Origin of the sequence: Nocardia miyunensis NBRC 108239, assembly GCF_001613065.1 — a bacterium.
GTDB lineage: Bacteria > Actinomycetota > Actinomycetes > Mycobacteriales > Mycobacteriaceae > Nocardia > Nocardia miyunensis.
Genome location: NZ_BDBQ01000029.1, coordinates 131,077 through 150,983 on the forward strand (window position 1 = coordinate 131,077; position 19,907 = coordinate 150,983).

General features: G+C 68.5%; 17 protein-coding genes and 1 pseudogene. 8 read left to right on the plus strand and 10 right to left on the minus strand.

What is annotated here, in order from left to right:
- Positions 1–82: 82 nt before the first annotated feature.
- A complete protein-coding gene (gene dapE, locus NM2_RS12290; RefSeq protein ID WP_067667722.1) occupies positions 83–1,177 on the minus strand; it encodes a succinyl-diaminopimelate desuccinylase in 1,095 nt (364 codons plus the stop codon).
- A 103-nt stretch (positions 1,178–1,280) separates the two neighbouring features.
- On the opposite strand from dapE, the gene dapD reads away from it, so the two are divergent.
- Positions 1,281–2,234: a 2,3,4,5-tetrahydropyridine-2,6-dicarboxylate N-succinyltransferase gene (gene dapD / locus NM2_RS12295; protein ID WP_067667724.1), complete on the plus strand. Its 954-nt coding sequence runs from the start codon at positions 1,281–1,283 to the stop codon at positions 2,232–2,234.
- A gap of 194 nt (positions 2,235–2,428) precedes the next feature.
- Positions 2,429–3,289 (plus strand): CgeB family protein, encoded by an 861-nt coding sequence (locus NM2_RS12300; protein WP_157121048.1) that lies wholly within the window; start codon positions 2,429–2,431, stop codon positions 3,287–3,289.
- 3 nt (positions 3,290–3,292) lie between these two features.
- Here the strand turns inward: NM2_RS12300 and NM2_RS12305 are convergent, their stop codons facing one another.
- Positions 3,293–4,720: an acyl-CoA synthetase gene (locus tag NM2_RS12305; protein WP_067667728.1), complete on the minus strand. Its 1,428-nt coding sequence runs from the start codon at positions 4,718–4,720 to the stop codon at positions 3,293–3,295.
- Between the two features lie 274 nt (positions 4,721–4,994).
- Complete coding sequence (locus NM2_RS12310) at positions 4,995–5,627, minus strand: TetR/AcrR family transcriptional regulator (RefSeq protein WP_067667906.1); 633 nt, start codon at positions 5,625–5,627, stop codon at positions 4,995–4,997.
- A 168-nt stretch (positions 5,628–5,795) separates the two neighbouring features.
- Between NM2_RS12310 and NM2_RS12315 the strand changes: the two genes are divergently transcribed.
- The 3 genes from NM2_RS12315 to NM2_RS12325 all read left to right on the plus strand — a co-directional run bounded on the left by NM2_RS12315 (position 5,796) and on the right by NM2_RS12325 (position 8,442).
- A complete protein-coding gene (locus NM2_RS12315; RefSeq protein ID WP_067667730.1) occupies positions 5,796–6,662 on the plus strand; it encodes an oxygenase MpaB family protein in 867 nt (288 codons plus the stop codon).
- Positions 6,663–6,789: 127 nt separating this feature from the next.
- On the plus strand, positions 6,790–8,124 hold the full coding sequence (locus NM2_RS12320) for a S8 family peptidase (RefSeq protein ID WP_067667909.1): 1,335 nt from the start codon (positions 6,790–6,792) through the stop codon (positions 8,122–8,124).
- A 75-nt stretch (positions 8,125–8,199) separates the two neighbouring features.
- On the plus strand, positions 8,200–8,442 hold the full coding sequence (locus NM2_RS12325) for a hypothetical protein (protein ID WP_067667732.1): 243 nt from the start codon (positions 8,200–8,202) through the stop codon (positions 8,440–8,442).
- 13 nt (positions 8,443–8,455) lie between these two features.
- Here the strand turns inward: NM2_RS12325 and dapC are convergent, their stop codons facing one another.
- The 3 genes and pseudogenes from dapC to cofG form a co-directional block, all read right to left on the minus strand.
- Positions 8,456–9,592 carry a succinyldiaminopimelate transaminase gene (gene dapC / locus NM2_RS12330; RefSeq protein ID WP_067667734.1) on the minus strand — a complete coding sequence of 379 codons (1,137 nt, stop codon included), beginning with the start codon at positions 9,590–9,592 and terminating at the stop codon, positions 8,456–8,458.
- 53 nt (positions 9,593–9,645) lie between these two features.
- Positions 9,646–9,969 (minus strand): ferredoxin, encoded by a 324-nt coding sequence (gene fdxA, locus NM2_RS12335; protein WP_040827607.1) that lies wholly within the window; start codon positions 9,967–9,969, stop codon positions 9,646–9,648.
- Positions 9,970–10,321: 352 nt separating this feature from the next.
- Positions 10,322–11,632, minus strand: a pseudogene (cofG, locus tag NM2_RS12340) (7,8-didemethyl-8-hydroxy-5-deazariboflavin synthase CofG); the annotation flags it as partial.
- A 184-nt stretch (positions 11,633–11,816) separates the two neighbouring features.
- On the opposite strand from cofG, the gene NM2_RS12345 reads away from it, so the two are divergent.
- The 3 genes from NM2_RS12345 (at position 11,817) to NM2_RS12355 (ending at position 16,303) form a co-directional block, all read left to right on the plus strand.
- A complete protein-coding gene (locus tag NM2_RS12345) occupies positions 11,817–12,347 on the plus strand; it encodes a PH domain-containing protein (RefSeq protein WP_245717977.1) in 531 nt (176 codons plus the stop codon).
- A gap of 80 nt (positions 12,348–12,427) precedes the next feature.
- Positions 12,428–14,173: a PH domain-containing protein gene (locus NM2_RS51550; RefSeq protein ID WP_439956866.1), complete on the plus strand. Its 1,746-nt coding sequence runs from the start codon at positions 12,428–12,430 to the stop codon at positions 14,171–14,173.
- Positions 14,174–14,467: 294 nt separating this feature from the next.
- Positions 14,468–16,303: an APC family permease gene (locus NM2_RS12355; protein WP_067667738.1), complete on the plus strand. Its 1,836-nt coding sequence runs from the start codon at positions 14,468–14,470 to the stop codon at positions 16,301–16,303.
- On the opposite strand, the gene NM2_RS12360 is transcribed toward NM2_RS12355, so the two are convergent.
- The 4 genes from NM2_RS12360 to NM2_RS12370 all read right to left on the minus strand — a co-directional run bounded on the left by NM2_RS12360 (position 16,300) and on the right by NM2_RS12370 (position 19,828).
- Positions 16,300–16,743: a hypothetical protein gene (locus NM2_RS12360; protein WP_157121049.1), complete on the minus strand. Its 444-nt coding sequence runs from the start codon at positions 16,741–16,743 to the stop codon at positions 16,300–16,302. The genes NM2_RS12355 and NM2_RS12360 overlap by 4 nt on opposite strands.
- A complete protein-coding gene (locus NM2_RS50195) occupies positions 16,740–16,898 on the minus strand; it encodes a hypothetical protein (RefSeq protein WP_169816163.1) in 159 nt (52 codons plus the stop codon). The genes NM2_RS12360 and NM2_RS50195 overlap by 4 nt, the downstream gene beginning before the upstream one ends.
- A gap of 210 nt (positions 16,899–17,108) precedes the next feature.
- Positions 17,109–18,029 (minus strand): N-acetyl-1-D-myo-inositol-2-amino-2-deoxy-alpha-D-glucopyranoside deacetylase, encoded by a 921-nt coding sequence (mshB, locus tag NM2_RS12365; RefSeq protein ID WP_067667740.1) that lies wholly within the window; start codon positions 18,027–18,029, stop codon positions 17,109–17,111.
- Complete coding sequence (locus NM2_RS12370; RefSeq protein ID WP_067667742.1) at positions 18,026–19,828, minus strand: ABC transporter family substrate-binding protein; 1,803 nt, start codon at positions 19,826–19,828, stop codon at positions 18,026–18,028. Before NM2_RS12370 ends, mshB begins: the two co-directional genes overlap by 4 nt.
- Positions 19,829–19,907: the final 79 nt, after the last annotated feature.

The window sequence follows — 19,907 nt, forward strand, 5'->3', positions numbered from 1 at the left end:
CAGGTGATTTCCGCCGGGGTTCCGCCGGCATCCGAGCGACAGGCCCGGATCCGCAGGGCCTCCTGCTCAACCGAGCCAATTGTCATGCGCGAGTGAGATAACCGCGGAGGATGTCGGCGACCGTGGTGATCTGGGCGGTGGGGACGTGTTCGTCGACGGTGTGGGCGAGGTTGGGGTCGCCGGGGCCGAAGTTGACCGCGGGGATGCCGCGGGCTGCGAAGCGGGAGACGTCGGTCCAGCCGTATTTGGCGCGCACGCCACCGCCGCCGTGCGAATGCACCTGCTCGACAAGGTTCTTCGCGGCGGGCGCGGTCAGTCCGGGCAGCGCGCCGGATGCGCCGTCGGTGCGTTCGAAGTCCAGGTCCAGGCCCGAGAACACCTGGCGCACATGCTCGGTCGCCTGCTCGAGCGAACGGTCCGGGGCGAAGCGGAAATTCACGTCCACCGTCGCCTCGTCCGGCACCACGTTACCGGCCACGCCGCCGCCGATCCGCACCGCCGACAGCCCCTCGCGATAGACGCAACCGTCGATGTCCACCTCGCGCGGCCGATATTCGCTCAGGCGCTGCAGGATCGGGGCGAGGGCGTGAATCGCGTTGTCGCCCAGCCAGGCTCGCGCGGTATGCGCGCGGGTGCCGCGGGCGGTGAGCCGGACCCGCAGTGTCCCCTGACATCCCGCCTCGACCCAGCCGCCCGACGGCTCGCCCAGGATCGCCAGATCGCCGTCGAGCCATTCGGGCAGTTCGCGTTCGATGCGGCCCAGGCCGTTGAACTCCGCGGCGATCTCCTCGCAGTCGTAGAAGATCAGCGTCAGATCGCAGACCGGATCGGCGACCGTGGCGGCCAGGTGCAGGAACACCGCGTCACCGGATTTCATGTCGACGCTGCCGCACCCGTAGAGCGTCTCCTGCCCGTCCAGCGTCTCGAACCGGCCCGGGACGTTGCCCGCGATCGGCACGGTGTCCAGGTGTCCGGCCAGGATGACGCGGGTGTCCCGGCCGCGATCGGTGCGGGCCAGTACGGTGTTGCCGCAGCGCAGCACCTCGAAGCCGGTGGTCTGCTCGCGCAACGCCCAGGTCACCGTGTCGACGATCGCCGCCTCGTCCTTGGACACGCTCGGGATGTCCACGAGGGCGGCGGTGAGGGTGATGGGATCGGCGCGCAGATCGATGGTCACTCGTACCAGCCTAATTGCTCGCGAACTCCGGCTCCCGGGCCGCGATGCATCGGGCGGCACCCGCGAACCCCGCCGCACCCGGCCTGCCCATACACTCGGGACCGTGAGTATTCAGGGAGCATCCGCAGTCGGCGTGGCGACCGTCACCGTGAACGGTACGGTTCTGGACACCTGGTTTCCGTACCCCGAGCTGGGCGAATTCGGTACCAGCGGCACCGAGAAACTGGGTCCGGCCGATCCCGAGTACGCGCGATTCGCCGATCTCATCGGTGTCGACGAGGCCCGCCGGGTGGAGGTGGTCGCGGTGCGCACCACGATTTCCGACCTGTCCGCCGCCCCGGTCGACGCGCACGATGTCTACCTGCGGCTGCATCTGCTCTCGCATCGCCTGGTGCGCCCGCACGGGCTGAGCCTCGACGGTCAGTTCGGCCTGCTGGCCAATGTCGTGTGGACCAACTACGGCCCGTGCGCGGTGGAGGAGTTCGAGCTGGTGCGCGCCAGGTTGCGCGCCCGCGGTCCGGTCACGGTGTACAGCCTGGACAAATTCCCACGCATGGTCGACTACGTGCTGCCCTCGGGTGTGCGCATCGGCGATGCGGACCGGGTGCGCTTGGGCGCGCACCTGGCCGAGGGCACCACGGTCATGCACGAGGGTTTCGTGAACTTCAACGCCGGGACGCTGGGCGCGTCGATGGTGGAGGGTCGCATCTCGGCCGGTGTGGTGGTCGGCGACGGCTCGGACGTCGGCGGCGGCGCCTCGATCATGGGCACGTTGTCCGGCGGCGGCAAGCAGGTCATCTCGATCGGCGAGCGCTGCCTGCTCGGCGCGAACGCCGGTCTGGGCATCTCCCTCGGTGACGATTGCATCGTCGAGGCCGGGCTCTACCTCACCGCGGGCACCAAGGTCGCGCTCCCGGACGGCGGCACCGTCAAGGCCGCCGACCTGACCGGACGCTCGAATCTGCTGTTCCGGCGCAATTCGCTGACCGGTGCGGTGGAGGTGGTCGCACGCAAGGGCACCGGTATCGAACTCAACGCCGCCCTGCACGCGAACTGAGAGCGTTCATCGAATTGCCTTGGTAACCAAGGCAATTCGATGTAACTGTGCACAACCTGTGCGGCCCGGCAGCACTCGAGTTACGGTTGATCGCGGTGCGGGGCGGGTGAGGAGGCCGGAACGCCGCGATGGCACCTCGGATGTCGACATTTCGGCCGGAGGCGAGTTTCGAATTGCCGCTGCACACCGAACGAATGAGATTCGCCGTCACGATCTCGCCACCCAAGGAGTACATACATCGCGAGGCATTTCGCGAGGTGGCCGAGACCGTGAACTGGGGCCTGATTCGCCTGGGCTACGGCAGCGTACTCGCCGACGATCTGAGCCTGCCCAATCGGACGCACATCATATTCGGCAGCAATACGATGGCATGGTGGGGACTCGAGGCTCCCGAAGGTGCGATTCTCTACAATCTGGAGCAGATCATTCCGGGCGAGGGATGGGCGACCGATTGGCTGCTGGACATGTTTCGCCGGCACGTCGTCTGGGATTACAGCCGCCACAATATCGAAACACTCGCGACGCTCGGCGTGACGAACGTCCGGCATGTGCCGATCGGCAGCGCGCCGGAGATGGAGCGCATTCCGCCCGCTGAGACGCAGGATATCGACGTGCTGTTCATCGGTAGTCCGAACCGCAGGCGGGCCTGGATCATCGAACAGCTGCGCGCGGCCGGGGTGAACGCGCAGGCGCACTGCAATGTCTACGGCAAGGCCCGCGACGCCCTGTACGCCCGCGCGAAGATCGTATTGAACATCCATTTCGGCCCACGGATATTCGAAATCGTCCGCATCTCGTATCTGCTGACCAACAGCATATTCGTGATATCGGAGGATTGCGTCGACGCCGCCGCAACCGAGGAATTCGCCGACGCGATCGAATTCGTCGACTACGACGAACTCGTCGGGACGTGTCTGCGATATCTCGCCGACCCCGCCGCACGCGCGGCACGGGCCGAGAAAGGCCTCGAACTCATGCGCGGCAGACCGGTCGAGAGATATCTGCACACGGCACTGCAATCACCGTCGGAATTGAGCGGCATCGGCCGGGATTGACGGTCAACCGAGCAATTTCTTCTGCACCTTGCCCATCGCATTGCGCGGCAGCGATTCCACCAACCGCACCTCGCGCGGCCGCTTGTGCACCGAAAGCTGTTGTGCCACATGGTCGATCAAGGTTTGCTCCAGTCCTTGGGGGACATCCTCGCGCGGCACGACGAATGCGACGATGCGCTGGCCCAGATCGTCGTCCGGGACGCCGACCACGGCGACCTCGGCGACCGCGGCATGACCGAGCAGGGCGGTCTCGATCTCGCCCGCGCCGATCCGGAAGCCGCCGGATTTGATCAGGTCCACCGATTCCCGCCCGACGATGCGGTGGAAGCCGTCCGGGTCGATCGCCGCGACGTCGCCGGTGCGGAACCAGCCGTCCTCGGTCCAGCTCTCGGCGGTGGCCTCGGGGCGGTTCAGGTAGCCGCCGAACAGCATCGGCCCGCGCACCTGGAGTGCGCCGATGCTCTCGCCGTCGTGCGGGACGGGTTCGCCGGATTCGTCCCGCAGCCTGGTCTGCACGCCCTCGACCGGGGTGCCGACCCAGCCGGGACGGCGTTCCCCGTCCACTCGGGTGGACACGGTGATCATGGTCTCGCTCATTCCGTAACGCTCCACCGGAGCCTGCCCGGTGAGCTCGCGCAACCGCTCGAACACCGGCACCGGCAGCGGCGCGCTGCCGGATACCAGCAGTCGTGCATTCGCCAGTTCCCTTGCGGCGGAGGGATCTTCGACGACCCGCGACCACACCGTCGGCACCCCGAAGTACATCGTGCCCTTCGCCGCGGCGTAGGCGGCGGGCGTCGGCTTGCCGGTGTGCACCAGCGGGCTGCCCACCCGCAGCGGGCCCAGCAGCCCCAGAATGAGGCCGTGCACGTGAAACAGCGGAAGTCCTTGCACCAGAACGTCGTCCGCGGTCCATGCCCACGCCTGCGCGAGCGCGTCAAGTCCGGCGGCGATCGCGCCCCGGCTCAGCACGACCCCCTTGGGCGCACCGGTGGTGCCGGAGGTGTAGAGGATGAAAGCCGTTGTGTCCGGGCCGGGTTCGGGATAGGTGTGCCAGGATCGGGCGTGCGTGCGCACCGGGATCACCGGCAGTTCCGTATTCTCGGGAGCCGCACCGAGCCACGCCTGTGCCCCGGAATCGGACAGGATGTGCGCGATCTCGGCGGGTCCGGAATCCGGCGGCACCGGAACCACCGTGACCCCGGCGATCAGGCAGCCCAGGACGGCCAGCACCGTCGTGGCGCTCGGCCGCGCCAGCACCGCGACCCGCTCGGCCTGCGCGACCCGCTCGGCCACCGAGGTCGCCGCGCCGACCAGATCGCTGCGCGAGAGCGTATGCCCGTCGATCGTGACGGCATCGGGAATATCCGCCCCCGCGGCGACGACGGCCGGATTCAACGACTTCAGCAGCGGTAACGACCCATACGACACCGCTTCAACCTACCAAGCCGCACACGTCCACCGTTCCGAACGGCCATCGAACCCGGAGCGCGGCACCGACCGACAACCGATCACCCGGGGCGCACCGAGCCGCCGTAGCTACCGGTCGCTCCGCCTGCCACCGCTTTCCGCGCACCAGCGGCGGTTCGGCAGCGTCGCCGAGCTCAGCGCGCCGAGGACAGCCGGATCGCGCTGAACATCGGGGAAAGCGCAGGGCGTTGCCACTTTTCGCCGCACCGCCGATACACGCCGGAAACGGTGCGGCTCAGGGGATCCGGAAGCCCGGCACCACGTGATCGCGGGCGAAGCGGCGGACCGCGGCGTCGTCGTCCAGCGGGATGACCGTCTGCGGGGTCAGCGCCATGGACAGGGCGGTGCGCGCGATCATCTCCGCCAGCGGCAGCGGATCGTACTGCGGCAGTTTGCCTTCCCGCTGCAACCGTTCGATGAATTCGGCCAGGTAGTCGCGCCCGAGTTCGATGACCGGCGCGCCGCGCACGGTCAGATAGGGCAGCACCATCTCCGGTTCGGTGGTCAGCAGCCGATCCAGCAGCCGATTGCTGCGCAGTCCGTCCTGGAAGGCGACGAACAGCTCGACGATCTGCTCCTCGGCGCCGGCCTCGGAGTCGATCTGCCGCTGCACGACCGTATCCACCTGGTCGATGAACTCGCGCGCCTGCCGCAGCCCGACGGCCTGGATGAGATCGGACTTCCCCGCGAACCGCCGATACAGGGTGGCCAGCGAGAGTCCGCCGCGCCGCGCGACCTCCACCATGCTGGTGCGCTTGATCCCGAAATCGAGGAAGGCCAGCAGCGCGGCGTCGAGCACCGTCGCCTGATTGCGATCCTCCGGAGCCGCGTCACGCACGAGCGGCAGAAGTTTGGCCAACTTGGTCACGACCGTATCCTCTCTCTGCACGACGATGACCATGAAATCACCGCACGCAGCCAACTTTACGGCCGCAGCGTTTGACAGGTCCAGATCTCGATGAGAAAGTGAGAAGGAAAGTTTCTCACACTTCTTCCGTCGAGTGGCGTGAAGAGAGATCGAGGAGACGAGTCGACGATGACCGCCGCCCCCCAGCAGTGGGCCGAGCCAGAGCAGACCCCGCCGGTGACACTTACCCCGGAGACGGTCCGCCAACACATCGACGGCATCGCCGCGTTCATCGGCGGGGCCGCGAACGTCGTCATGCAGCTGAGTCACCCGCCGGTCGGCTACGGCGTCGTGGAGAGCACCGTGGACAGCGGCAAGGCGTCACTGCATCCGGTCAAGCGGCTGCGCACCACGCTGACCTACCTCGCGGTCGCCTGGATGGGCGACGACGAGGATCGCGCCGCGTACCGCGAGGCCGTCAACGGCTCGCACCGCCCGGTGCACTCCGAGCCGGGCGCGGCGGTCAAGTACAACGCCTTCGACCCGAATCTGCAGCTGTGGGTGGCCGCCTGCCTGTACTGGGGCGTGGACGACCTGTACACCCGCATGCGCGGACCGATGGAACCCGCACTGGCCGAAGAATTCTACCGCTACAGCGCGCGGCTGGGCACCACCCTGCAGATGCGTCCGGAGATGTGGCCCGCGGATCGTGCTGCCTTCCAACGGTATTGGGATGAGAACATCGCCAAGCGCACCATCGACGACACCGTGCGGGACTACTTCAACGAGATGATCGACCTGAAGTGGCTCTCCCCGGTACCGCGCCTGCTGTTCGCCCGCGTGCACCGATTCGGCGTGACAGCGCTACTGCCGCAACACCTTCGCGATCAGATGGGCATGACCTGGACCGCCGGGGACGAACGTCGTTTCACCATGCTGCTGCGGTCGGTCTCGGCGGTGTGGACCCGGATGCCCACGATCATCCGCGCCGCTCCGCTCAATACCTGCCTGTCCTACATGCGGTTACAGCGCAGGTTGGGCCGCCCGCTGGTCTGAGCCACCGGATAGCAGGCGTCGACCCTGTGCCGCACGTTCCTCGTGCGGCACAGCCGTTTCCGGATCGCACGTGCGAATCTCCGCATCCGCCGAGCGAACCGGGGGCTCAGGCGGCAGGATGGTATTCATGCGCGTAGTGATCCAGCTTCACCCCGCCACCGAACTCCTTGCCGCCGTTGCCGATCCCGGCACGCAGGTCGCGGCGACCGATGTGGTCGGTGATCTGCCCGGTTTCGCCCTCGAGAACGCCTACGATCCGGTCCACATTCCGGGGCTGACGCCGGGTGGTTCCGGTGGGCCGGAGACGTTCTCCGCCCATCCGGCCGACGGCTCGGTCCTGGTGCGCGGTGAGATTCCGGACGACGACGAGGGCGTACTGCCAGCCCTGCACGGTTTGTCCACCGTCACAGGGGTTTTCGCCGATCCCGTCATCGAAACCGTGCTCACCTGCGGCGGCGACCCGGCCGTCGGCGGCTGGCACGACGTCGAAACCCTGCTTCGCACCGGCGATCTCACCGCCGCCGGGCTGACCGGCAACGGCGTCGCCCTGGCCATCGTGGACACCGGCATCAACGCCGATCGCGTCAACCAGGCGCGCGGCGGGACGTTCACCATCGACACCAAGCGCAGCTGGAATCCCCAGGGCGTCACCGGAACCGCGGGCCAGTTCCCGGTGGACCACGGCAGCATGTGTGCCTTCGACGCGCTGATCGCCGCACCGCGGGCCACGTACCTCGATATTCCGGTCATGAAGAGCACCCGCCAGGGCGGATCGACCATGGACGGCCTGCTGTCCGATGCCGTGGCCGCCTACGCCCATCTGCGCACCGTGCTGTCCGATCAGCCGGAAGCCACCCGCGCACTGGTGATCTCCAACAGCTGGGGCTCGTTCTCACCGCAGTGGGACTTCCCGGTCGGCCAGGCCGGTAACTACTCCGACAACCCCAACCATCCGTTCAACGTGATCGTCCGCTCGCTCGACGCCGCGGGCGCGGACATCCTGTTCGCCGCCGGGAACTGCGGCAAGGACTGCCCGGACAGCCGCTGCGGTTACCCCGACCACCCGATCGGCGGCGCCAACTCCAGCCCGAACGTGCTGAGCATCGGCGGCGTCGACACCAAGGGACAGCGCGTCGGCTACTCCTCGCAGGGGCCGGGCCGCCTGAGCGATCGCAAACCCGACGTCTGCACCTACACCCATTTCCTGGGTTCCACGGTCTACGGCGCGACCGATCCGGACACGGGCACGTCGGCGGCCTGCCCGGTCGCCGCGGGGCTGGTCGCGGCCATCCGCACCACCCATCCGGCCACCGCCCTGCCCCCGGCCCAGCTGCGAGCCCTGTTGCAGCGCACCGCAACCCATCACGACCAGTCCGGTTTCGACTACGACTACGGTTACGGGACGATCGACGCGTCGGCGGTCCTCGCCGAACTCCGGAAGTCGACCGCGGCCCGCGCCTAGACACCGGACCGGTGTCGGGAAAGGGCCCGAGAACTCGGGCCCTTCCTCCGCGGAGAAATCCAGTACCGTGGACGCATGCCGCTACTCACCGTCCGGCTGCACCAGGGCGCGACCCTGGACGACGCTCTGCGGGAATTACACCTGAGCGAGTCCGATGCCGATATCGGCTACGGGCTGATCTGCCTCGACCCCGACGAGGGCTTGTACACGTTGCGCGTCACCGACGGCGCCGCGCAGCGGATGAGCGAATCCGATAGCGAGGCCACGGTCTACGCGGATCCGCGGATCGAACCCGCGGGCCCGGATTCCCCTGCGTGACAGGGTAATCCGATCACTCCTCGGTGAGCCGTTCGGCCGCGGCGGCGATCCGCTCGTCGGTCGCGGTCAACGCGATCCGGACGTGGTCCATACCGGTGGGGCCGTAGAAGTCGCCCGGGGCGGCCAGGATGCCGCGTTCGGCCAGCCAATCGAGGGTGGCACGGCCGTTCTCCCCGCGCGTGGACCACAGGTACAGGCCAGCCGCCGAATGATCGATCCGGAAACCCGCCTCCTGCAACGCCTTTCGCAGGATCTCGCGACGCGCGCGATAACGTTCGCGCTGCTGCGCCTCGTGCATGTCGTCGTTCAGCGCCGCGGTCATGGCCGACTGCACCGGGAACGGCATGATCATTCCGGCATGTTTGCGCACCTCGAGCAGTTCGCGCACCAGCGCCGGATCACCGGTGACGAATCCGGCGCGGTACCCGGCCAGATTCGAGGTCTTCGACAGCGAATGAATCGCCAGCAGACCGGTGTGGTCGCCGTCGCAGACACGCGGGTCCAGGATCGAGACCGCGGGCTCGTCCCAGGCCAGACCCAGATAGCACTCGTCGGAGGCCACGATCGCACCGCGCTGACGGGCGAAGTCGACCACCTTGCGCAGATGATCCACGCCCAGGACCTTGCCGGTCGGATTGGACGGCGAGTTCAGGTAGATCAGCGCCGGGGATTCCGGGCCGAGCCGGGTCGTCCCGTCGGCGCGCAGCACCCGCGTGCCCGCCAGCAGCGCACCCACCTCATAGGTCGGATACGCCACCTCGGGGATGACCACCAGATCGGACGCACCCAGCCCCAGCAGCCGCGGCAGCCCGGCGATCAGCTCCTTCGTGCCGATCGCGGGCAGCACCGCGTCCCGCACCACACCCGTGATGCCGAACCGCCGCGCCAGCGCCTCGACCGCCGCGGCCCGCAACTCGGGCGTGCCGTGGGTGGCCGGATATCCGGGCACGTCGGCGGCGGCGGCCAGCGCCGAACGGATCAGCGGATCGACCGGATCGACCGGCGTGCCCACCGAGAGATCGACGATGCCGCCGGGATGCTCGGCCGCCCGCGCCTTCGCCGAAGCGATGGTGTCCCAAGGGAAATCAGGTAGCAGACTACTGGCTGGAGTTCGATGGCGGCGGGAACGGTCCCCTCCGTGGTTACGCAAGCTGCCTCCTGCGGGGCCGTCGTTCCCGCCGCGGTGACGCTCCGACAACGTCGTTACTCGCTCGCCATCGGCGGCAGCGCCGCGATGAACGGCGGATCGAAGTCCACCTTGCCGACCTTCGTCGCACCGCCCGGGGAACCCAGGTCGTCGAAGAAGTCGACATTGGCGTTGACGTACCCGCTCCACTGGTCCGGGGTGTCGTCCTCGTAGAAGATCGCTTCCACCGGGCACACCGGTTCACATGCACCACAGTCCACGCACTCGTCGGGATGGATGTACAGCATGCGGCCACCCTCGTAGATGCAATCCACAGGGCATTCCTCGATGCACGCCTTGTCCTTCACGTCAACGCACGGTTCAGCGATGATGTACGGCACTGCCGCTCTCCTAGTCTGTCCTTGCCTGCGGGATACTCCGCCCGCGCAACAGTATCCCGGCATCACACGTTACTACTGGTCAGCCTTGCCTAACTTCGGCCGCCTACCGCATGCGGCACCACGGCACATCGTAGCCACCGCGCGGCCCTCGATCGACCGGCAAGTGACGCCGGGAGGATCGGTGTGGCGCGGCACACCATGGGCGGCAGTCCGCGCACGCACCGGACGGCCGATTCCGGCGGCGATATCCTTCCGGTCAGCGGGCGTCGTTGTCCGACGTGACCGGCGCGGACAGGGACAGTACCTCTTCCCTCGCGGTCTGCCAGTCGTCGAACCCGTCGACGCCGAACCCGGACTCGTCCGGCTCCTGCCACGGGCTGCCCTGCGGATTCACCGGCAATGCCAGGCCGGTCTCCGGATCGGTAAGGGCCGCAACGTGTCCCGCGACCTGCGGATCGATCCACGGCTGCCCGGCCAGCACGTAGCGCGGATGGGCGGTGAGCCGCTCGGTGAGCACGTAACCGCACTGCGCGGTGAGTTCGGCGAGGGTGTCCAGATTCGGCCAGGGCCGTTCGGGATTGACGTGATCGGGTGTCAGCGGGGAAACCCCGCCCCAGTCGTCGATACCGGCGTCGACCAGGGCGCGGCACTCCTGCAGCGAGACCAGATTCGGCGGGGCCTGAATGCGCATCTCGGGACCGAGCAGCAGCCGGGTCACCGCGATAGCGGCGCGGAACTCCTCGAGACCGGCGTCGGGGGTGTTGCGCATCGCGGTGCCCTGTTTGGCCAGGAAGTTCTGCACGATCACCTCCTGCACATGCCCGAATGCCTTGTGCGCCTGCCGGATCGCCATGATCGATTCGGCGCGTTCGGTGAGGGTCTCGCCGATGCCGACCAGGATGCCGGTGGTGAACGGCACAGACACCCGGCCCGCGTCGTTCAGCGCGCGCAGCCGCACCGCCGGATCCTTGTCCGGACTGCCGTAGTGCGCCTGACCGCGCTGGGTGAACAGCCGCTCGGAGGTGGTCTCGAGCATCATGCCCATCGACGGCGCGACCGGTTTGAGCCGCGTGAGTTCCGCCCAGCTCATCACGCCCGGATTCAGGTGCGGGAGCAGACCGGTCTCCTCGAGCACCCGGATCGCCATCGCGCGCACGTAGTCCAGCGTCGAGGCGTAACCGCGTTCGTCGAGCCACTGCCGCGCCTCGGGCCAGCGTTCCTCGGGACGGTCGCCGAGCGTGAAAAGCGCTTCCTTACAACCCATTTCGGCGCCGCTGCGAGCGATCTCCAGCACCTCGTCGGGCTCCAGGTACATACCCTTGCCCGCGGCGCGCAGCTTTCCGGGCACGGTGACGAACGTGCAGTAGTGGCAGACGTCCCGGCACAGGTTGGTCAACGGAATGAAGACCTTGCGCGAATAGGTGATCGGCAAGCCCGATTCGCGGTCGCCGTACGTCGCGCGCAATCCCGCGTCGCGCACCCGCGCCGCCGAGGCGCACAGATCCGCCAGATCCGCACCGCGGGCGTGCAGCAAAACCACCGCCTCGTCGAGGTCGAGCGTCGCCCCGTCCTGTGCGCGCTGCAACGCCCGGCGCATCGCCGTGGAAGTTGGTGCGGCGGCTGGGACGCCTGGTTCAGGTAGCTCCGTCACGCCCTCGATCATGCGCCAACCATCCGACAGTTCTCCCTTCGGTGCCTGAGGTGAGACAACCCGACGCCTGCGCACCCTATTCCAGCTGTTCCGGATTCGGGGGAATTCACCCCTGCCCGCGATGGAGATCCGACCCGCGCGAACCCCGCCGCGACACCGGTCACGCCGATGCCCGATTTGATGCACTATTGGCGGTATGGCATACGGAGGGGCGATGGGCCAGGAAAGAATTCCACTCGAGCAAACCGTTCTCGCGGAACCGGCATGGCGACCGAGTCCGCGCGCGAAGACGCTCTGGGCGATACCGGCGGCGATCGGATGGGGGATCGTGGTGATCGCCGAAGTGGTGTGGATCCTCTCGGACTCGGCCAACCGCGCCTGGCAGTGGACGGCGCTGGTGATCACGCTGGCGGTGGCCGCGGCGCACGTCGCCGGGGTGCCGCTGTGGCGGTACGCGGTACACCGCTGGGAGGTCACCGAGGAGGCGGTGTACACCCGTACCGGCTGGTTCACCCAGGAGAGCCGCGTCGCGCCGATCAGCCGCGTGCAGACCGTCGACACGCACCGCGGGCCGCTCGAACGGCTGCTCGGCCTCGCGACGGTCACCGTGACCACGGCCTCCTCCGCCGGCGCGGTGCGGATTCCCGCACTGGATCTGGCGACCGCCGAGCAGACCGTCGAGCGGCTGACCGAGGTCGCCGCGACGCATCGAGGGGACGCGACGTGACCGAGCCGGACCCGACCGGTGCGGATACCTCCGGCGAGGCGAGGAACACCGAGACGCCCTGGCGTCGGCTGGACGGCCGGATGCTGCTGTTGCATCCGGTGCGCGAGGTGGTGCGGTTCATCCCGGTGCTGATCGTGACCGTGATCGCGGGCAGTCGCAGCGACAATCCGATGTGGAGCCTGGCGGCGCTGGTGGTGATCGTCGGGCTGGCGCTCACGCGCTGGTTCACCACCACGTACCGGATCGGCCCGGACACCGTGCAGTTGCGGCGCGGACTGCTGCAGCGCAAGACGTTGACGGTGCCGCGCTCGCGGATCCGCTCGGTGGACGTGCACGCGGATCTGATGCACCGGTTGCTCGGACTGGTCGTCCTGGCCATCGGCACCGGACAGCACGCGGACAAACAGGAGCGCTTCCATCTCGACGGCGTCGACGCTCGGCAGGTTCCCGAACTGCGCGCGCTGCTACTGCACGACGTGGAACCGCCTGCGGTACAGGATGTTCCACAGCGGTCCCAGCCGGAGCCACAGCCGCACAGGGGAATCGAGATCGGCCACTGGCAACCGGCCTGGGTCCGGTACGCGCCGCTGTCGCTGCGCGGGCTCGCGGTCATCGCTCCGATCGTCGGCCTGGCCTTCAAATTCGGCATCGCCAACGTGCTGTTCGATCCCGATACGGTCGCCGCGATCGGCGCCCGCGGTGCGGCATTCATCACGGTGACCGTCGTGATCGTCCTGGCGGCACTGATCGTCGTGGTGACGCTTGGCGACTGCCTGCGTTATCTGACAACGTATTTCGGCCTGCGCGTCGTCGATGACGGCCGCACACTGCACATCAGCCACGGCCTGTTCACGACCCGCCAGACCACTCTGGACCTGGCTCGCCTGCGCGGCGCGACACTGAAAGAGCCGCTGCTACTGCGTCTCGCGGGCGGTGCGGAACTCGACGCCATCATGACCGGCACCAGCTCCCGCCAGAAGATCCTCCCGCAAGCCCCCCGCACCGCCGTGGACAGCACACTCGCCCAGCTGCTCACCAGCCGCCAGCGGCAGCGGCAGCGGGAGACGCGACCGATCACCGCCGATGCCGGAATATCCAGCAGTGCAACGGAATACCACGTTTCGGACGATGCGGCCCAGCACGCGTCGACCGCCCGCTTCGCCGCCCCCGACACAACGGACGCCAGCGCGATTGCGGGCGAGCGCCCCGGCTCCCACGTCGGTCCGATCACCGCCGCGAGCCCATGGACCGGCACGGACAGCATCCCCGGCACGCATGAAATAGGCTCATCCTCAACGCAATCCGCGTCATCCGGTGTTCGGACTACGTCCGCGACACAGGATGCCGCAGCGCCCGCACACGTCGCGCTGATCCCGCACGGAGGCCGCGCGCGACGGCGACGGTTCACCCGGGCGTTGACACCGCTGTTGGTCATCGCGGCGATCATGGCGGCGATCGACGTTGCGGGAGTAGGGATTCCGGCGTGGGTATGGGGCGTCCTGGCCGTCGTCGCGGTGATCGCGCTGGCGCTCGCGCAGGATCGCTATCGGGGCCTCGGGCATGCGGTCATACCCGGTGACGCAACGGGTCCGACCTGGCTGATCACCCGCAACGGCTCGCTGGACCGCGACCGCGACTGCCTCGAAGCGCCCGGCATCATCGGCTGGACCGTCCGCCAGACTTTCTTCCAGCGCCGCGCGGGCCTGGCCACCCTCGTCGCCGCGACCGCCGCGGGCAAGAAGCGGTACCGAGTCGTGGACGTTCCGCTGGAACAGGCGTGGTCGTTGATCGAGGCGGTGACTCCCGGACGACTGGGCGACCGCTGAGGGCGAACCCGTACAACTACAGCCGGGCTGCGAGTCCCGCACCGTGAGCGCGCCCGGCGCATCGGAACGCACCGGTAGTCCACGCCCGGCGCACCGGAACCGCAACGCCACACCGACTCCGGCGACACCGGTAGTCCCGTGCCGGGCACCCGGGCCCGCAAGACCGCACCAGCGCGCGCTCCGACAGCGCTGACCGTCACGACCGGGACGCCGATGCGCCCTTCCCTCATCCGGCAAAAGGTTGCTGATGTGTCGCTGTTACGGCGCGCGGCTGCCTCGCGTTCAATGGTTCGTATGGTGCAGACGCGGCAGAGGAATACTTCCGAACGCCCGATCGCGGATCGGCGGCTGCGCAGGCACCAGCGCGGCGACCAGTTCCGGCTGACCGCGCTCGGCGGTCTGGCCGCGCTGTCGCTGGACGCGCTCACCAGCGTCGCCTATGGTCCGGAATCGATCGTGCTCGTCCTGGTCACCGCGGGTGCCGCCGCGGTCACCTGGACGCTGCCGGTATCGCTGGCGATCGCCGCTCTGCTGGTCGTCCTGGTGCTGTCGTACCGGCAGGTCATCGCCGCACACCCCGACGGCGGCGGCGCCTACGCCGTGGCGAAGAAGGATCTGGGCCGCAGAGCGAGCCTGCTCGCCGCGGCCAGTCTGGTCGTGGATTACGTCCTCACCGTCGCGGTCAGTCTGGCCGCCGGGGCCGCGAGTCTGGCCAGCGTGTTCCCGGACCTGGCGGATCATCTGCTGCTGGTCACGCTGATCGGCCTGGCGATACTGACCGCGATCAACCTGATCGGCGTCGCCGAGTCGGCGAAAGTGCTGATGGGCCCGACGGTCGTCTTCGTGGTGGCGATCATCGCGGTCATCGCGTTCGGCTTGGCCAGATCCACGCCGGTCAGCGTCATCGGCACCGATCGGGGACCGATCTCGCCGACCGCCACGGTCGGAATCGTCCTGCTGCTGCGGGCATTCGCGGCCGGATGCTCCTCGCTGACCGGTGTGGAGGCAATCGCCAACGCGGTCCCGTCGTTCCGCACGCCCGCGGTGCGGCGCGCCCAGCACACCGAGGTAGCTCTAGGTGTGCTGCTGGGGCTCATGCTGCTCGGACTCGCCGTGCTGATCGGGAAGTACCACACCGTGCCGCGCGGCGACGTGACCGTCCTGGCTCAGCTCTCGGCGGCCGCGTTCGGCACCGGCTGGGCGTTCTACGTCACCAATCTCGCCGTGACGCTGGTCCTGGTCCTGGCCGCGAACACCAGCTTCGGCGGTCTACCGGTGCTGCTGGCTCTGCTGGCCAAGGACCACCGAGTACCGCACATGTTCGCGATGCGTTCGGAGCGACCGGTTTTCCGCTACGGCGTCACCGCCCTGGCCGTACTCGCCGCGATCGTGCTGCTGGCGGTGGACGCCGACACGCACCGGCTGCTGCCGGTCTTCGCGATCGGCGTCTTCATCGGCTTCACGCTGAGTCAGGTCGGCCTGGTACGGCATTGGCGACATCAGCGCGGACCGGGCTGGATCTGGCGCACCGCGCTCAACGGCTTCGGCGCGATCCTCACCGCGATCGCCGGAATCGTGCTGCTGGCAGAGAAATTCACCGAGGGCGCGTGGTTGCTGCTGATCATCGTGCCGGTGCTGATCCTGCTGTTCGCGCGCACCGAACGGTATTACGCCATGATCGCCGAACAACTGGGTATGGGCCGGATACCGCCCACACCCGTGCCGTCGGGACCGGCGCTGGTCGTGGTCCCCGTCGTCACCGTCAGCACGATCACCGAACAGGCCCTCGAGGCGGCCATGCGCATGGGCGGGGAGGTCGCCGCGGTCGCGGCCGCCATCGATCCGGGCGCGACGAAGAAGCTCAGCGCGAAGTGGGAGAAGTGGGATCCGGGCATTCCCCTGACCGTGCTGCCCTGCCCCAACCGCAGCCTCGTCGCAACCCTGGTCGGCTACGTGCGCAAACGGACCGCCGAGGGTAAGCACGTCACGGTGCTGCTCGCCGAGATCGACACCCAGCACTGGTGGCAGCGTCTGCTGCACAACCCTCGCGGCCCGGTCCTGGCGGCATCCCTGCGCAGCCGGACCGATGCGATCGTCGCGACGCTCACCATCCACCTGGACAGGAGTTAGCGCCCGGCGGCCTTCCCCGCGTTGCGCGCTGGCAGGACGAACCCGCGCCAGAACAGATACCAGCCCGCGGGCACCACCCCGCAGGCCAGGAACAACGGTGTGGTCCAACTGTCGGTGAGGATCACATCACCGCCGGGGCCCGTCGTCAGGCACACCACGAAACCCACCAGCCACGCCAGGACCGGCAGCGACATCGTGGCCGGGCGCGAGACCACGGTCCCCATGCCGAGCACCAGCACCAGATTGATCACCGCCGCGAAGGCCGCGCTGATCGGAAACGGAGTCGCGCCGATGTAGGTCGGCAGATACAGCACCTCGACCGCGAAGGTCAGCAGGCCGTTGAACACCAGCAGCACGACCAGAGCGGTACCGGCCAGCACGAACCCGGGCCGTTGCTCGTCCACCGAGGAACTCACCCGGCCGATCGCCGGGGCCGTCACGGGACGGGCGGGAAGCCGAGCAGCGTCAGCAGGTGACTCTGCAGATCGACGAAGGAGTACAGCACCGACAGATACAGGTCGTGTTGCGCCTGGAAATGTGGCTGCTGACTCTGGACGAACGCCGCGATGGCATCCTGCAGACTCCAGTTGTACATGCCGCTCAGTCTAGAGCCGCCCCCACAGCCCCGCGCCGGGCATCACAAGATCGCGACGGCGCCCCGTCACCGGCACGTACTCCTGCGGTCAGCGGCTGCTATCGCATCCGGCGCGGCAATGGCCGCGCTCGCCGAACGTCACATCCGGTCGCGGCATCGACACAGTGCACATACCGTCCGACGGCGGCTCGCCCCAACGGCAGGGCAGCGTCAGTGCAGAATGCCCAGGCCCGAGAACAGGTCGTGTTCGCGGCCGTCGGGGCCGACCTCACCACGCTGCCCACGCACGAGGATGTAGTGCTCCTCGGGCAGGATCGGCTGGGCGATGTTGTTCGAGAGGGCGAATTCGCGGCCGGAGGGGGCAACGCCGACCTGGGTGGCATGGGCGCGCAATGCCGCGCGTTTGGCGGGCAGCACCTCGGAGACGTCGATCGTGGTGGTCACCGATTCGCTTGGGACACAGGATAATTCGCCCTCGGCGGGCAGTTGCCAACCGGCCGGGAGGGCGCCGGGGAGCTGATCGACGGTGCGGCGGGCCAGCGCCTCGGTGTGCAGGCGCAGCACGGTGGCGTCGGTGACGGACCAGTAGAGTTTCGGTACGTCCCAACCTCTTTCGGCGGCACGGTCCACCGCGTCCATCGTGATCCGGTGTGCGCGAAGATGATCCGGATGCCCGTAACCGCCCTTGGGGTCGTAACAGATCACCACCGCGGGCCGCACCTCGAGCAGAATCCGCACCAGGGCCTCGACCGCGGCGTCACCGGACTTCACGAACGCCCGCGGGTGCAGCGCCGCCTCCGATTCACGCGGGGCCGCGGTGGTGCCGGACATGCCGGAGTCCCGCCAGCGCCCCGCGCCGCCCAGGAACAGCGGCGGTCCGGCCGCCAATTCCGCCAGGGCACTGGATAATTCGCCGATCCGATAGCCGCCGAGCTGATCGGCCGCCGAACTCACCAGCTGCGCCCACTCCTCGCCGATGACCTCGCCCTCCTCGCCGAGGGTGCAGGTCACCACGGTCACCGGCACACCCCGCCGCCGATAGTGCGCGATGGTGCCGCCGGTGATGATCGTCTCGTCGTCCGGATGCGCGTGCACCAGCAGCAGGCCGCCGACCGGGAAGTTCTCGGTCACGACAGGCGCCGCCAGTTCGCCGCGCCGCCGAAGATGCCCACCCCGATCGAGCCGCTGAGCGACACACCGTCCATCCGGGGCCCGGCCGCGGCGACACCGTTGTCCTGCACGATCGGCAGAACGGTCGCCAGATCCCACAGCTTCGGCTCGGCCTCGGCGATCGTCTTGGGCGGATCGATACCGCGCAGGGCCGCGTCGATCTGTGGTTGCAGGGCCGGATCGCACACCCCGGACACGTTGCCGGGGGCCTTGCGGATCGTCTCGGCCTGCGCGGACGCGGTATCGGTCTGTCCGGTGGGCGGCGCGGCGGGCGGGCAGCCGTAGCGCGAGGCCAGCACGGTCGCGGGATCACCGCCGGCCTGCTCCCAGCCGACGATCGCGTCGACGGTGCCGTCGAGCAGATCCTTGCCGTAGAGCTCGTCGGCGGGCAGGTTGCGCACGATGGCATCGATTCCGGCACTGCGCAATTGGTCCGCGGCGGTATTGGCGACCGCGAGCGCGGTCGTATCCTTGTCCACCGCGCCGATCCGGATGGTGAGGGTCTTGCCGTCCTTGGCGACCTGCCGCGGCTGCGGCGCGGGCGAGGTCGTCGAATTGGTCGGCGGCGTCTCGGGCGCGCGCGCGAATCCCGCCTCGGCGAGCAGCCCGAACGCCTGATCGGCGCTCATACGCGGCGGCTCGGTCGGAGCGTATCCGGGATCGGACGGCGAAAGTACTTGCGCGCGAGCGGGTTCCACCCAGCTGCCGGTCTGCGCGCCGACCGAGGCCAGCAGTCCCGGATCCACCAGACCCAGCACCGCGCGCCGCACCCGGACGTCGCTGAGATCACCGGTACGGCCGTTGAGCACCAGTTGCATCACCCGGGCCTGCGGCATGCTCGCGGTCCGCACCGACGGCACCGCGCCGAGTTGCGCCTGCGTCGCCGCGGTGCCGTGCACCAGCGCCATCTGCGCGTCGCCCGAACGCAGCGATTCGGCCACCTGAGCGGTGGTGCCGCCGCCGCGCAGCTGGATCTGATCCGGCACCGCCGGTGTGCCCCAGTACCGGTCGTTGCGTTCGAGCAGGATCTCCTCGCGACCGGCGTCGGCCTGTTTCACCCGGAATTGTCCGCCGGAGATCGGATTCTGATCGATCAGCCCGCGGTCCAGGGTCAGCGCCCGCTCGAATCCGCCGGGCGCGTCCTTGAGCAGATGTGAGGGCAGCAGATCGGTGAACAGGCTCCGCCACGCCGGATAGGCCCCGTTCATCGTGACCGTCACCGTCTTACCGCCCTGCGAGGAGCTCACATCGGTGATCATCCGGTAACCGGCCGGATCGACCACGCCCGGTTCGGTGATCATCTGCTGCCACAGATAACGGAAATCCTCCGCCGCGATCGGCGCACCGTCGGACCAGGACGCCTGATCCTGCAACCGGTAGGTGATGGTGAACGGATTCTGCGAGGTCACATCCGCCGACACCATCAACGCGCTGTCGGGCACCCAATCGGTCGCGCCCCGCGTCGTCGGCGAGGGCACCGGCCGGAACGGACTCGGAAACACCATCGAGGCAACGGCATCGGTGGCCGGGGACTGATTCGACCGCAGATGCGGATTGAACCCGATCCCGATGTCGTCCACCGCCACCACCACCGTGGTCTTGGTCGGCGTGGCGGGCAGCGTCTTCGGACTGTCCGTGCTCTCGATCGGCGGCGGCGGATTCGCCGTACATCCGGCGAGCAACGTCACCGACGTCGCCAGCACCAACACAACAGCCCGCAGCAGCACCGTGGCACGCCGCGTCGCGCAAGCCCCCGACATCACGCCCGGCACTGTAACAGTGTCGTCGGCCTCCGCTTCGCTCCGGCGGGCCGCGGGCCCCCAAGGGCCGATCCTTCCC

What these genes read in the sequence shown, in the direction of transcription:
- NM2_RS12300 (WP_157121048.1), top strand. Translation starts at nt 2,429, where the DNA reads ATGAGATTCGCCGTCACGATCTCGCCACCCAAGGAGTACATACATCGC.
- NM2_RS12315 (WP_067667730.1), top strand. Translation starts at nt 5,796, where the DNA reads ATGACCGCCGCCCCCCAGCAGTGGGCCGAGCCAGAGCAGACCCCGCCG.
- NM2_RS12320 (WP_067667909.1), top strand. Translation starts at nt 6,790, where the DNA reads ATGCGCGTAGTGATCCAGCTTCACCCCGCCACCGAACTCCTTGCCGCC.
- NM2_RS12325 (WP_067667732.1), top strand. Translation starts at nt 8,200, where the DNA reads ATGCCGCTACTCACCGTCCGGCTGCACCAGGGCGCGACCCTGGACGAC.
- NM2_RS12345 (WP_245717977.1), top strand. Translation starts at nt 11,817, where the DNA reads ATGGCATACGGAGGGGCGATGGGCCAGGAAAGAATTCCACTCGAGCAA.
- NM2_RS51550 (WP_439956866.1), top strand. Translation starts at nt 12,428, where the DNA reads ATGCTGCTGTTGCATCCGGTGCGCGAGGTGGTGCGGTTCATCCCGGTG.
- NM2_RS12355 (WP_067667738.1), top strand. Translation starts at nt 14,468, where the DNA reads ATGGTGCAGACGCGGCAGAGGAATACTTCCGAACGCCCGATCGCGGAT.
- NM2_RS50195 (WP_169816163.1), bottom strand. Translation starts at nt 16,898, where the DNA reads ATGTACAACTGGAGTCTGCAGGATGCCATCGCGGCGTTCGTCCAGAGT.
- NM2_RS12370 (WP_067667742.1), bottom strand. Translation starts at nt 19,828, where the DNA reads ATGTCGGGGGCTTGCGCGACGCGGCGTGCCACGGTGCTGCTGCGGGCT.